Origin of the sequence: Streptomyces sp. R302 (genome assembly GCF_012927245.1) — a bacterium.
Classification (GTDB): Bacteria; Actinomycetota; Actinomycetes; order Streptomycetales; family Streptomycetaceae; genus Streptomyces.
This window is the reverse complement of the sequence record NZ_JABBGE010000010.1, coordinates 150,650-163,682: the sequence shown is the minus strand read 5'-3', so window position 1 is coordinate 163,682 and position 13,033 is coordinate 150,650. Positions and strand designations below refer to the sequence as shown.

Sequence of the window (13,033 nt, the reverse complement as noted above, 5' to 3'; positions counted from 1 at the left end):
GAACGCGGGCATGCATCCCGGGTGCGGCCGGTCCGGGGCCGCTCCGAGCCCTGCCGGAGGCGTCCGTGGCGGAGCGCAGCGAGGTTCCCCCCTACGCCCGGCTGCTGGCCGGGGCCGTCCAGGACGGCGTGTGCCCGGGGGCCGTGTGGGCGGTCGGCGATGTCTCCGGTACGCGCTCCGCCGGCGCGGTCGGCGTCCTCGACCCGGCCCGCCCCGGGGAGCCGGTGCGCCCGGACACCCTCTTCGACGTGGCCAGCCTCACCAAGATCCTCACGGTCTGGGCGGTGACCGGGACCCTGGTCGACGCGGGGAAGCTGGACCTGTCGGCGCCGCTCGGCTCCCTCTGGCCGGCGGCGGCCGGCCGCCCGGTGGGCCGGGTCACCGCGCACCACCTGCTCACCCACACCGCCGGGATGCCGCTCCGCGCCAATCTGCGCTTCCTGTACGGCTCCGATCCGCAGGACATCAGGGACGGGGTGCTCTCGGAGCCGCTGCGGCACCCGCCCGGCGCGGCCGTCGCGTACACCGACCGGGCGGCGCTGGTCCTCGGCTGGCTGGCCGAGCACCTGACCGGCAGGCCGCTGGCCGAGCTGGCGCGCGAGCGGGTGTGGACGCCGCTGGGCATGCGGGAGACCCGCTGGGGCCCGCTGCCGCCGGCGGAGGCGGCCCGCTGCGCGCCCACCGAGTACGACGAGGAGTCCGGCCGCCGGCTGCGCGGCACGGTCCACGACTTCTCCGCCCGGCTCCTCGGCGGGGCGTGCGGGATCGCCGGGGTGTTCACCACGGCCGGGGACACCGGCCGCTTCCTGCGCGGGGTGCTGTCCCCGCCGTCCGGCACCTTCTCGCCCGCCTGGACGGCCGCCTCCCTGCGCGTCGGCACGGGCGCCCTCGACCCGCCGCGCGGCCTGCTGTGGCATCCGGCGCCGGGCACCGGGCCCGGAGACGACGTGTGGGCGCACTTCGGCTTCACCGGCACCGCGATGTGGGTCTCCCCCGCCCGCGCCCGCTGGGCGGTGCTGCTCACCAACCGGCTGTACGTGACCCGGGACCCGGCTCCGCTGGCGCGGGTCCGCGAGGCCTTCCGGGCGTACGCCTTCGCGTGAGCCCCGCGCGGGCGGCGGGCCGCGCTGCCGGCGGGCCCTACGCCTCGCAGCCCAGCGGCGGAGCTGCGGCGGCTGGTCGCGGACCGGTTCGCGGGGCCGGAAGTGTGAGCTCGCGGACACACGTTCGGGGCCCCTTGTCGGGGTCGAGGACCTGCGGGTTACCATATGAGCGCCGTCTAGCTCGAAAGATAAATCTTGTGACTGTCAATGATGACTCGTTCACCAGCTGGAAGAACCGTGAGGAGATCGCGGAGTCGATGATCCCGATCATCGGGAAGCTGCACCGTGAGCAGGACGTCACCGTCCTCGTTCACAGCCGCTCCCTGGTGAACAAGTCGGTCGTCAGCATCCTCAAGACGCACCGCTTCGCCCGCCAGATCGCCGGCGAGGAGCTCTCGGTCACCGAGACGCTGCCTTTCCTGCAGACGCTCACCACGCTCGACCTCGGCCCCTCGCAGATCGACATCGGCATGCTCGCCGCCGAGTACAAGGCCGACTCGCGCGGCCTGACGGTCGAGGAGTTCACCGCGGAGGCCGTCGCCGGCGCCACGGGTGCGAACAAGATCGAGCGCCGTGACGGCCGGGACGTCGTCCTGTACGGCTTCGGCCGCATCGGCCGCCTCGTCGCCCGCCTCCTCATCGAGAAGGCCGGTTCGGGCAACGGCCTGCGGCTGCGCGCCATCGTCGTGCGCGGCGGCGGCGAGGCCGACCTCGTCAAGCGCGCCTCCCTGCTGCGCCGGGACTCGATCCACGGCCAGTTCCAGGGCACGATCACGGTCGACGAGGAGAACAGCTCCATCGTCGCCAACGGCAACACGATCAAGGTCATCTACGCCAACGACCCCTCCGAGGTCGACTACACGGCGTACGGCATCGAGAACGCCATCCTGATCGACAACACCGGCAAGTGGCGCGACCGCGAGGGCCTCTCCAAGCACCTGCGCCCCGGCATCGACAAGGTCGTCCTCACCGCGCCCGGCAAGGGCGACGTGCCCAACATCGTGCACGGTGTCAACCACGACACGATCAAGCCGGACGAGCAGATCCTCTCCTGCGCCTCCTGCACCACCAACGCCATCGTCCCGCCGCTCAAGGCGATGGACGACGAGTACGGCGTGCTGCGCGGTCACGTGGAGACCGTCCACTCGTTCACGAACGACCAGAACCTGCTGGACAACTACCACAAGGCCGACCGTCGCGGCCGTTCCGCGCCGCTCAACATGGTGATCACCGAGACCGGTGCCGCCTCGGCCGTCGCCAAGGCGCTGCCGGAGCTGAAGGCCCCGATCACCGGCAGCTCGATCCGCGTCCCCGTCCCGGACGTCTCGATCGCCATCCTCAGCCTGCGCCTGGGCCGCGAGACCACCCGCGACGAGGTCCTGGAGTACCTCCGCGACGTCTCGCTGCACTCGCCGCTGAAGCGCCAGATCGACTTCACAACGGCTCCCGACGCCGTCTCGATGGACTTCGTCGGCTCGCGCCACGCCTCCATCGTGGACGCCGGCGCGACCAAGGTCGACGGCGACAACGCGATCCTGTACCTGTGGTACGACAACGAGTTCGGCTACTCCTGCCAGGTCATCCGCGTCGTCCAGCACGTCTCGGGCGTCGAGTACCCGACCTTCCCGGCCCCGGCGGTCTGATCCCCGCCCGCGCCCACGCGAACGGCGCGCCGCACTCCCCCGCGGAGTGCGGCGCGCCGTTCGTCGTACGGGATCAGCGCTTGCGGACCGAGCGCAGGGCGCCGGCCGCCGGCTCGACCGGTTCGTCCCGGGCCTCGGCCCAGAGCGAGCGGACGTGGCCGAGGTGGCGCATCATGCACGCCTCGGCGCCGGCCCGGTCGCGGGCGATCATCAGGTCGAGCAGTTCGACGTGCTCCTCGGCGGAGGAGACCAGCTTGCCGGCCTCGTCCAGACCGGTCAGCCCGTAGAGCCGGGACCGCTTGCGCAGGTCGCCCACGGTCTCCACCAGCCGGTCGTTGCCGGACAGGCCGAGGAGGGTGAGGTGGAACTGCCGGTCCGCCTCCAGATAGCCGATGAGGTTGTGCTCGCGGGCGTTGACCACGATCTCCTCGGCCAGCGGGCGCAGCGCCTCCAGCTGCTCGGCCGTCGCGGTCTCGGTGACCCGGCCGACCGTGGGCACCTCGATGAGCATCCGCAGCTCGGTGCACTGGTCGAGCTCGCGTTCGCTGACCTCGGTGATCCGGAAACCCTTGTTGCGGACCGGCTCGACGAGGCCCTCTCGGGCCAGGTCGAGCATGGCCTCGCGCACCGGCGTGGCCGACACGCCGAGCTCGGCCGCGAGGCCCGGGGCCGAGTAGACGGTCCCGGGCTTCAGCTCACCGGCCGTGAGGGCGGCGCGCAGTGCGTGGCCCACCTGGTCGCGAAGCCGCTCCTGGGCCTTGATGAGACTGTGCTGCTTCAGGTCGCCCACGCCGTTCCTCCGAGTATCCGCAGGCGCCCAGCGTACAATGTCACGTTGCTCAGCCGGTGGCCGCCCGGTGGACCGCGACGGCCACGGCGAGATCCTGCCAGGCCATGCCCACGCTCTTGAAGAGGCGGGGGGCCGGCCCGGGGGCGGGCAGCGCCGGGCCCCGGACGAGGTCGGCGAGGGTGCCGGTGATGTGGCCGGGTCCGATCGCCCCCTCCGCCTCGGGGATCAGCAGGTCGCCGGCCTCCCGCAGGGCCGCCGTCCGCGCCTCCACCCAGACCTCGGAGCGGCGGACCAGGGCGGTGTCGGTCTCGCGGGCGTCCGGCTCGTGCGAGCCGACGGCGACGACCACCGCCCCGGGCGCCACCCGCCGCCCGTCGAAGAGCGGGGTCCGGGCGGTGGTGCAGCAGACCACCAGGTCCGCCTCCGCGACCTCGGCGGCGGTGCCGCGGCGAGCCTCGGGGACGCCGATCCCCCGCGCGTACGCCGCGAGTCCCTCGGCCCGCCCCGGGTCGCGCGCGACCACGGTGACGGAGGCGAGCTTCCGTACCGCGAGGAGCGCGTCAACGTGCCCGTACGCCTGCGGTCCCGAGCCGAACATCACCACCCGCAACGGCCGCTCGCCCGGTGTGAGGTGACGGACCGCCAGGGCGGAGACGGCCGGGGTGCGCAGCGCGGTGAGGGCGGCGCCGTCGAGCAGCGCGCGGGGCCGGAGGGTGGTCCCGTCGAGGAGGAGGTAGCTCCCGGTGATCCGGGGCAGTCCGAGGGCGGCGTTGCCGGGCGCCACCCCGGCGATCTTCACCCCGGCCCAGTCGCCGGCCGCGGCCGGCATGAGCAGCAGCTCGCCCGCCGGGACGGGGACGGCGGAGCGGGGCGGGCAGGTCTCGGGGTCGAGCCCGTCCCGCAGGACCCCGGCCAGGGCCTCGACGGCGGCGGCCGGGGCGAGCGCCCGGGTGACGGCGCCGCCGTCGAGGTACGGGAGCGCGGTCACAGGAGGAACCCCGCGCCGAGGGTGTCGTCCGGGTCGAGCGTGAAGTGCGCCTCGCCGGTGCGGTGGGCGGTGCCGGTGACCTCGGTGACGAGTCCGCCGTCGGGGTCGCCGCCGGGCAGCACGCGGCCGGTGAAGACCGTGCCGGCGACGGACTCGTGGGTGAGGACCTGGCCTTCCTTGAGGCTGCCCTGGTCGGCGAGGAGGGCGAGCCGGGTGGAGGTGCCGGAGCCGCACGGGGAGCGGTCGATCTGGCCGTCGGCGAAGACGGTGACGTTCCGCTGGCGCGGGCCTTCCGGGGTGTCGGGCAGGTCCTCGTACAGGATGACGCCGTAGACGCCGGAGAGCAGCGGCCCGTCGGGGTGCCAGGTGGCGGGGTGGCCGGCGAGCGTGGTGCGGATCTCCCGTCCGACCCGGGTGAGTGCGGGCAGGGACGCCTTGTCCACGGTGAGGCCGAGCTCGCGGGCGGAGACGGAGGCGTAGCAGGCGCCGGCGTGGGCGAGGTCGGCCTCGACGATGCCGAGGCCGGTGGCGACGGGGACCCTGCGGGCGGTGACCCGGGCGGGCACGTTCCGGAAGGTGACGCCGGTGGTGCGGCCGCCGGACCGGTGGACGGTGGCGGTGACCCGGCCGGACGGCACGTCGATGCGGACGGGCACGTCCCGGTCGCCGTCGCCGGCCGGGACGCGGCCGGTGTCGACGGCCCAGGCGGCGAGGGCGATGGTGCCGTGGCCGCAGGCGGTGGAGAAGCCGTCCTTGTGCCAGAAGAGGACGCCGAGATGGGCGCCGTCGTCGTCGGGCGGGACGACGAATCCGCCGTACATGCCGGCGTGGCCGCGCGGCTCCTGGACGAGGAACCGGCGCAGCGCGTCCAGGGGGCCGGGGCGGGGGGCGGTACCGGAGCCGCCGGCGCCGATGGCGGTGGCGCACCGCTCGGCGACGGTGTCGCCGGGGGCGGGCGGCAGGCCGTCGGCGACGATCCGGAAGGGTTCGCCGGCGGTGTGGTAGTCGGTGACGCGGACGCCGTCCGCGGGGAGTGCGGTCACAGCAGGAATCCGGCGGGGAAGGGGTCGGTGGGGTCGAGGAAGTACTGGGCGGTGCCGGTGATCCAGGCCCGTCCGGTGACGGTGGGGACGACGGCGGGCCGGCCGCCGACGGTGGTCTCGGCGACGAGCCGCCCGGTGAACTCGGTGCCGATGAAGGACTCGTTGACGAAGTCGGTGTCCAGGGCGAGCTGTCCGCGGGCGTGCAGCTGGGCCATGCGGGCGCTGGTGCCGGTACCGCACGGGGAGCGGTCGAACCAGCCGGGGTGGATGGCCATGGCGTGCCGGGAGCGGCGGGCGTCGGAGCCGGGGGCGGCGAGGTAGACGTGCTTGACGCCGGCGACGGCCGGGTCCTCGGGGTGGACGGGCCGGTCGTCGCCCGCGTTGATCGCGTCCATGATCGCCAGTCCGGCGGTGAGCAGGTCCTGTTTGCGGGCGCGGTCGAAGGGGAGGCCGAGGGCGTCGAGTTCCACGAAGGCGTAGAAGTTGCCGCCGTAGGCGAGGTCGTAGGTGACGGTGCCGTACCCGGGGACCTCGGTCTTGAGGTCGAGTCCGACGCTGAAGGCGGGGACGTTGGTGAGGGTGACGGAGCGGGCGGCGCCGTCCTCGACGCGGACGGCGGCGGAGACGAGTCCGGCCGGGGTGTCGAGGCGGACGGTGGTGACCGGTTCGGTGACCGGGACCATGCCGGTCTCGACGAGGACGGTGGCGACGCCGATAGTGCCGTGGCCGCACATCGGGAGCAGGCCGGAGACCTCGACGAAGAGGACTCCGTAGTCGGCGTCGGGGCGGGTCGCGGGCTGGAGGATCGCACCGCTCATGGCGGCGTGGCCGCGGGGCTCGTACATGAGCAGGGTGCGCAGGTCGTCGCGGTGCGCCATGAAGTGGAGGCGCTTCTCGGCCATGGTGGCGCCGGGGATCACCCCCACTCCGCCGGTGATCACCCGGGTGGGCATGCCCTCGGTGTGGGAGTCCACCGCGTGGTAGACGTGTCGGGTGCGCATGGGCTGTCTTCCCCCTGGGGTCAGCGAAGGCCTTCGGCCAGGACCTTCTCGGTGGCGGCGCGGACGGCGGTCTCGACGGCACCGGTGAGCGGCAGGCGCGGGGCGCGGGTGGGGCCGCCGGGGCGGCCGGCGAGGTCCATGGAGAGCTTGATGGCCTGGACGAACTCGGTCTTGGAGTCCCAGCGGTAGAGGGGGTGCAGCGCCTTGTAGAGCGGCAGCGCGGTGGCGAGGTCGCCGGCGACGGCGGCCCGGTAGAGGGTGGCGGCGGACTCGGGCAGGGCGTTGGGGTAGCCGGCGATCCAGCCGACGGCACCGGCGAGGGCGAGCTCCAGGAGGACGTCGTCGGCACCGATGAGGAGGTCGAGTCCGGGGGCGAGTTCGGCGATCTCGTAGGCGCGGCGGACGTCGCCGCTGAACTCCTTGACGGCGACGATGTTCCCGTCGGCGTGGAGGCGGGCGAGGAGGGCCGGGGTGAGGTCGACCTTGGTGTCGATGGGGTTGTTGTAGGCGACGATCGGCAGCCCGACGCGGGCGACCTCGGCGTAGTGGGCGCGGACGGCGTCCTCGTCGGCGCGGTAGGCGTTGGGCGGCAGGAGCAGGACGGAGCCGGCGCCGGCCTCGGCGGCCTGTTCGGCCCAGCGGCGGGACTCGGCGGAGCCGTAGGCGGCGACGCCGGGCATGACGCGGGAGCCGTCGCCGGCGGCCTCGACGGCGGTGCGGACGACCGCGGCGCGCTCGGCGTCGGTGAGGGTCTGGTACTCGCCCAGCGAGCCGTTGGGGACGACGCCGTCGCAGCCGTTGTCGATGAGCCAGCGGACGTGGGCGGCGTAGGCGTCGAGGTCGACGGAGAGGTCCTCGCGCAGCGGCAGGGTGGTGGCGACCATGATGCCGTGCCAGGGGCGGGTGCGGGTGTCGGTCATGGTGACGTACTCCTTTGTAGTGTGTGACATTTTACTAGGGGGTGTGCGGCGGCCACAAGAGTGTGACCACCACGGAAGGGGCTAGTCGGCGGGGAGCTCGGCGAGCTCCCCGAGCCGTACGGGGCAGGCCAGCGGGCGCCGGTCGGCGGCGGGTTCGCCGCCGGCGAGCGCGGCCACCGCCGGACCGCACATGCGGCCCTGGCACCAGCCCATCCCCGCGCGGGTCAGCAGCTTGACCGTGCGGGCGTCGGTGGCGCCCAGCTCCTCCACCGCCTCGCGGACCCGCCCGGCCGGCACCTCCTCGCAGCGGCAGACGGCGGTCTCCTCGCGGAGCCAGCCGGTCCAGCCGGCACCGGGCCGGTGGGCGGCGCCCATGGCGTCGGCGAAGGCCCGCAGTCGCTCCCGGCGCCGGGCGAGCGGCGTCGGGACGGCCTGTCCGGCGATCGAGTGGGCAGCGATCTCGCCTTCGGTGAGCGCGAGTTGGGCTCCCCCGACGCCGCCGGTCTCGCCCGCCGCCCAGACGCCGGGCACCGAGGTGCGCAGGCCGGGGGTGAGGACGAGGGCGGCGGTGCCGTCGGCGGCGGTGCGGGTGGTGCAGCCGAGGGCGGTGGCGAGGGAGAGTTCGGGGACCAGGCCGTGGCCGACGGCGAGCGCGTCGCAGGGGATCCGGCGGCCGGTGCCGGGCACGGGGCGCCAGTCGCGGTCGAGCCGGGCGACGGTCACCGCCTCGACGCGGTCGGTGCCGTGCGCTTCGACGACGGCGTGCCGGAGCAGCGGGCGGACCTGGTGGCGGAGCAACGCAGCGCCGTAGAGGGCGCCTTCGGCGAGCTTGGCCGGGTTGCGCAGCAGGGTGCCGGTGTGGCGGGCGTACGGGCCGTATCCGGCGGCCTCGACGACGGCGGGGACACGGGCGCCGGCGGCGGCGAGGGAGGCGGCGACGGCGAGCAGCAGCGGCCCGCTGCCCGCGACGACCACGCGGCGGCCGGGGAGCACGAGCCCGCTCTTGAGCATGGCCTGGGCGCCCCCGGCGCCGACGACGCCGGGCAGGGTCCAGCCGGGGAACGGCAGCTGGCGCTCGTACGCCCCGGTGGCGAGCAGCACCGCGCGGGCCCGGACGGGCTCCCCGGCCTCGTCGTCGGTGCGGGAGTGGACTCTCCAGTCGGTTCCGGAGCCGGTGACGCTCCACACCTGATGGTTCGCCAGATATCGTACGCGGCCCGCTCGTTCGTGCGCGCGGAGCTCGGCCTCGCGGCCGGCGAAGGCGGCCCAGTCGTGGTGCAGGGCCTGGGGGCGGGTGGCGCCGAGGGCCGGGTCGGGGTGGCGGTAGTACTGGCCGCCGGGGCGGGCGCCCGCGTCGAGCAGGGTGACGGTGCGGCCGAGGGCGGCGGCGGTGACGGCGGCGGCGAGACCGGCGGGTCCCGCGCCGACGATCGCGAGGTCCACGGGCGCGGTCCCGGAGTCAGACGGCGAGGTCGTCATGGCCGGTTCCCTCCTGGCTGGTGACGAGGCCGCCGGGGCGGGCGGGGACGAGGCAGGCGCGGCGGTTGGGGGTGCCGTCGACGGTGACGAGGCAGTCGAAGCACTGACCGATCCCGCAGAAGGCGCCCCGGGGTTCGCCGCCGTGCCGGGTGGTGCGCCAGGCGAGGACGCCCGCGCCCCACAGGGCGGCGGCGACGGTCTGCCCGGCGGCGGCCGGGATGTCCCGGCCGTCGAAGCGGAAGGTGAAGGTCTCCTGCGGCGCGCCACCGACGAGGGCGCGCGGGGTGCGGCGGCTCAACTCTGCTGCTCCTGGGTCGGGGCGTCGGCGGGGCCGAAGTCGCGCTCGGGGCGGAACGGCGCCGGGTCGAGCGGGGGTTCGGCGCCGGTGAGGGCGGCGGCGACGAGGGCGCCGGTGGCGGGGGCGAGGCCGATGCCGGCCCCTTCGTGGCCGCAGGCGTGGTGGAGGCCGGGGACGCGCGGGTCGGGGCCGATCGCCGGGAGGTGGTCGGGGAGGTAGGGGCGGAAGCCGTGGTAGGCGCGGAGCACCTGGACGCCGGCGAGGACCGGGAAGAGCGCGGCGGCCTGGGCGGCGAGCCGGCGCAGGGCCTCGGTGGAGAGCGAGCGGTCGAAGCCGACGCGTTCGCGGGTGGCGCCGATGAGGACGGGGCCGCCGGGGGTGCCCTCGACGACGGCGGAGGACTGGAGGGCGGCCGAGCCGCTGGCCACGTCGGCGATGTAGTCGGCGGCGTAGACCTTGTGGCGGACGATCCTCGGGAGGGGTTCGGTGACGAGGACGAAGCCGCGGCGGGGCAGGACGGGGAGGTGGACGCCGGCGAGCCGGGCGGCCTCGCCGCCCCAGGTGCCGGCGGCGTTGACCACGGCGGGGGCGAGGAGTTCGCGGCGCGGGGTGCGCACGCCCCGGACGGCGCCGGCCGGGCCGCGGAGGATCGCGGTGACCTCCTCGCCGAGGTGGAGCGCGGCGCCGGAGGCGGCGAGCAGCCGGGCGGCGGCCTGGGCGGGCTGCACCTGGGCGTCCTGGGGGTAGTGGAAGCCTCCGGCGAGGCCGGGGGCGAGGTGGGGTTCGAGCTCGGCGAGCCGGTCGGCGGGGAGTTCGGTGGCGGTGACGCCGGCCTTCCGCTGGCCCTCCGCGAAGGCGCGGAGGGCCCGGAGGGCGGACTCGTCGGGCGCCACGACGAGCCCGCCCTTGGGCTCGTACTCGGTCTCCGGCGGGAGTGTCGCGGAGAGTTCGCGCCAGAGTCTCGTGGACAGCAGCGCGAGGTCGAGCTCGGGGCCCGCCTCCTTGTCGGAGACGAGCAGATTGCCTTCCCCGGCGCCGGTGGTGCCGCCCGCGACGGGACCGCGGTCGACCACGGCGACGGTGAGTCCGGAGCGCGCCGCGTAGTACGCGCAGGCGGCTCCGACGACGCCGGCGCCGATGATCACGACGTCCGGGGAGTGTCTGTTGGGCACGGCAGTAATATGTCACATTCTTCAGGCGTTGCCCAGGGGCCGGCGGCCCCTGGGCGGGACGGACGTGGGGTCAGCTGCGGAGCGGGCCCTCGCAGCGGAAGCTCGACGTGCCGGCGACCCTGTTGGACCAGATCTCGATCGGCCCGAAGCTGCAGTTCATGTCGGCCAGGTTGTTCAGCGCCGCGCCCGAGCGGTCGAGGATGAAGTAGTCGACCGTCTCGGACATGTCCTTGAAGTTCTGGTCGTCGCTGCCCGGGTTCGCGAGGTTCGCGGTGATCCGGCCGGTGCACTCGAAGCGGCGCTTGCCGGGCTCGCCCTTCTCGACGCAGTCCGGCGTGTTGTACGTGGCGTTGGCGAAGGCGGTCTTCACCCCGGAGACGGTCGAGTACGTGAGCTGCCCGTTGGGCGTGTAGGAGGTGTCGGGCACGAACAGCTCGTCGACCTTGGCGATCTGCGCGTCGAGGAAGCGGTCGTACGCCTGCTGGAGTCCGGCGTCGGAGCTGAGCCGCTCGCGCCAGGCGTCGTAGCCGGCGACGTCGTCGGCGCGCAGGCGGGTGTACATCTCGCGGATCAGCGAGGGGCGCTCGGTCCACAGGAACTCGAAGAAGGTGCCCGCGTAGCTGTAGAAGCGGAAGCCGTCGCCGTCGTAGGTGGCGTGCAGGATCTGCCGGAGGTTCATGCGGGGGCCGCCGCCCGCGGTGTCGTTGATGATGCTGCGGACCAGGGACTTGCGGACGGCGATGCCGTCGTCGCGGGTCGCGCCGTCGAAGAACTCGGCGGTGCCCTCGTCCATGAAGGTGGTCCGGTCGCCCTGGTACCAGGGGCCCTGGCCGAAGAAGCCGGGGACGGCGAAGCGCCCGTTGAGGTAGTGGGTGTACTCGTGGCGGAACAGCTCCTCCAGGGTGAGGGAGGAGTCCTGCGGGACGCGGCGCTGGTACGTGTAGAAGGTGGCGCCGTTCTCGATGTAGATGCCGCCGTTGTTCGTGTCGTACCCGGTCAGGATCGGGTGGTAGTTCTCGTAGTCCGCCCGGGAGCCGTACAACACGATGTTCAGGGTGGTGTTGGGGTCGCCGGCCAGCGGCTGGTCGCTGCCGACCACCCGGTGGAACTGCGCCTTGACCTGCTTGCTCGCGTAGTACAACTGGTCGACGGTGGCCCGGTCGAGGCCGGTGCGGACCTTGAGGGCGGCGCCGGTCCCGGTGTCGTAGGTGTACGTGTAGGGGAAGATCCGGGCCTCGATGTCGGCCTTGCAGACGCCGTACGGGGCGCAGGCGTCGTAGAAGTTCAGCCAGGACACGATCTTGGCCCAGGGCTGGCTGCCGGGGCCCCAGGCGGACTCGACGGGGCCGATCATCGCGCCGAGGTCGGCGACGATCCCGTTCCGCAGGCCGGCGACCTCGCCGAAGCGGCCGTACTCGCTGATCGCGTCGCGGGCGACCCACGCGTTGGCGGTGCCCTTGAGGTGGGTGTAGCCGGCGAAGGCCTTGAAGACGGCGCGGTAGGCCGGGTCGGCGGCGACGGCGGCGTGGAAGGCCGTGTCGTGGTTGCCGGAGTAGATGCCCAGGTAGTTGACGGAGAGCGCCGACAGCGCGGCGCCCGCCCAGGTCGGGTCCTGGTTCGTGGCGGGGTGCGCCGGGTCCATGGTGGCGAGCACCTTGGTGATGAGTCCGAGCTGGTGCTGGCGCAGGCCGGGGGCGCTGCCGATGTAGAGGGCCTCGCGGAGGGTGCGGGCGTTGGACGCGGTGACGTCGAAGGTCCGGGCGGCGGAGCCGAAGGCGGCGATGGCGCGGCGGACGGCGTCGACGGTCGGGGCGTCGGTGATGTCGATCTCGTCGCGCGAGAAGTCGTGGTACGCGACGGCGTGGAGATAGGTGAACATCTCCTCCAGGTGGGAGGAGTTGCGGCCGTCGTGGGCGGCGGCCAGGCCGGATATCCGGTTCGCGACGGCCTGGACGTGGGCGTCGGACATGACCGGGGCGAGGCGGGCGTCCCAGGTCCAGATGAGGCCGGTCAGACAGCCGTCGGCGGTGACGGCGGGGTCGGCGAGGAAGTCGGCGAAGGCCGCCGGGGAGAGGCCGGTGATGCCGTCGAGGGTGCAGGGCACGCCGGCGGCGAGGGTGGCGGCGGGCGCAGACTGGGCCTTGCCCTGCTTGGCGGTGGCCTTGGCGTCCTTCTTCGCCTGGCCGGGGACGCGGGCCCTGGTGTCGCCGGTGCCGCCGGGGGCGGGGGCCGGGGCGGGCGTGGCCGTACGGGCCTTGGCGAATCGTTCCACCTCGTCGAAGGGGTTCGGCTCGGCGGCGGCGGTGGGCGCGAAGGCGCCGGGCACGCCGGACGTCGCGGCGGCGGCGCGCGGGGCGGGCGCCTCGGCGGCCTGGGTCGCGGCCTGTCCGGCGGAGGCCACGAGGGTCACGGCGATCGCGGTGGCGAGGAGGGAGGAGCGCACGACTCTGTGCTGGGACACGAGGTCTCCTGATCGAGGGTGGGGATGAGGGGGGTTGCGCGGCCGATCAGCGGCACCTGAACGCGAGTTGACGGAGAGAAGGCCGTCCGCCGCACGAGCTGTAACATAGTAATGTGAAATTGCACTGACAAGCCC

The 13,033-nt window shown here is 74.2% G+C and carries 11 protein-coding genes; 2 read left to right on the top strand and 9 right to left on the bottom strand.

Annotated features, from left to right (window positions below; genetic code table 11):
• Positions 1–65: 65 nt before the first annotated feature.
• Together HHL19_RS29205 and HHL19_RS29200 are read left to right on the top strand one after the other, a co-directional pair.
• Positions 66–1,103, top strand: a complete 1,038-nt coding sequence (locus tag HHL19_RS29205) for a serine hydrolase domain-containing protein (RefSeq protein WP_169093365.1) — start codon at positions 66–68, stop codon at positions 1,101–1,103.
• A 197-nt stretch (positions 1,104–1,300) separates the two neighbouring features.
• Entirely contained in the window at positions 1,301–2,746 is a 1,446-nt protein-coding gene (locus HHL19_RS29200) for a glyceraldehyde-3-phosphate dehydrogenase (protein WP_169093364.1), read from the top strand.
• Between the two features lie 73 nt (positions 2,747–2,819).
• Here HHL19_RS29200 and HHL19_RS29195 read toward each other — a convergent pair whose 3' ends face one another.
• The 9 genes from HHL19_RS29195 to HHL19_RS29155 form a co-directional block, all read right to left on the bottom strand.
• Positions 2,820–3,536 (bottom strand): GntR family transcriptional regulator, encoded by a 717-nt coding sequence (locus tag HHL19_RS29195; RefSeq protein ID WP_169093363.1) that lies wholly within the window; start codon positions 3,534–3,536, stop codon positions 2,820–2,822.
• A gap of 49 nt (positions 3,537–3,585) precedes the next feature.
• A complete protein-coding gene (locus HHL19_RS29190) occupies positions 3,586–4,524 on the bottom strand; it encodes an ornithine cyclodeaminase family protein (protein ID WP_169093362.1) in 939 nt (312 codons plus the stop codon).
• A complete protein-coding gene (locus HHL19_RS29185; protein WP_346768550.1) occupies positions 4,521–5,576 on the bottom strand; it encodes a proline racemase family protein in 1,056 nt (351 codons plus the stop codon). Before HHL19_RS29185 ends, HHL19_RS29190 begins: the two co-directional genes overlap by 4 nt.
• Positions 5,564–6,568, bottom strand: coding sequence for a proline racemase family protein (locus tag HHL19_RS29180; RefSeq protein WP_169093361.1), 1,005 nt, complete (start codon positions 6,566–6,568; stop codon positions 5,564–5,566). Before HHL19_RS29180 ends, HHL19_RS29185 begins: the two co-directional genes overlap by 13 nt.
• Positions 6,569–6,588: 20 nt before the next feature.
• Positions 6,589–7,488 (bottom strand): dihydrodipicolinate synthase family protein, encoded by a 900-nt coding sequence (locus tag HHL19_RS29175; protein ID WP_169093360.1) that lies wholly within the window; start codon positions 7,486–7,488, stop codon positions 6,589–6,591.
• Positions 7,489–7,569: 81 nt separating this feature from the next.
• Positions 7,570–8,967 carry an FAD-dependent oxidoreductase gene (locus tag HHL19_RS29170; RefSeq protein ID WP_169093359.1) on the bottom strand — a complete coding sequence of 466 codons (1,398 nt, stop codon included), beginning with the start codon at positions 8,965–8,967 and terminating at the stop codon, positions 7,570–7,572.
• Positions 8,948–9,265 carry a (2Fe-2S)-binding protein gene (locus HHL19_RS29165; protein WP_169093358.1) on the bottom strand — a complete coding sequence of 106 codons (318 nt, stop codon included), beginning with the start codon at positions 9,263–9,265 and terminating at the stop codon, positions 8,948–8,950. The genes HHL19_RS29170 and HHL19_RS29165 overlap by 20 nt, the downstream gene beginning before the upstream one ends.
• Positions 9,262–10,437 carry an FAD-binding oxidoreductase gene (locus tag HHL19_RS29160; RefSeq protein ID WP_169093357.1) on the bottom strand — a complete coding sequence of 392 codons (1,176 nt, stop codon included), beginning with the start codon at positions 10,435–10,437 and terminating at the stop codon, positions 9,262–9,264. Before HHL19_RS29160 ends, HHL19_RS29165 begins: the two co-directional genes overlap by 4 nt.
• Before the next feature lie 70 nt (positions 10,438–10,507).
• Positions 10,508–12,898 carry a collagenase gene (locus HHL19_RS29155; protein WP_169093356.1) on the bottom strand — a complete coding sequence of 797 codons (2,391 nt, stop codon included), beginning with the start codon at positions 12,896–12,898 and terminating at the stop codon, positions 10,508–10,510.
• Between the last annotated feature and the right edge of the window lie 135 nt (positions 12,899–13,033).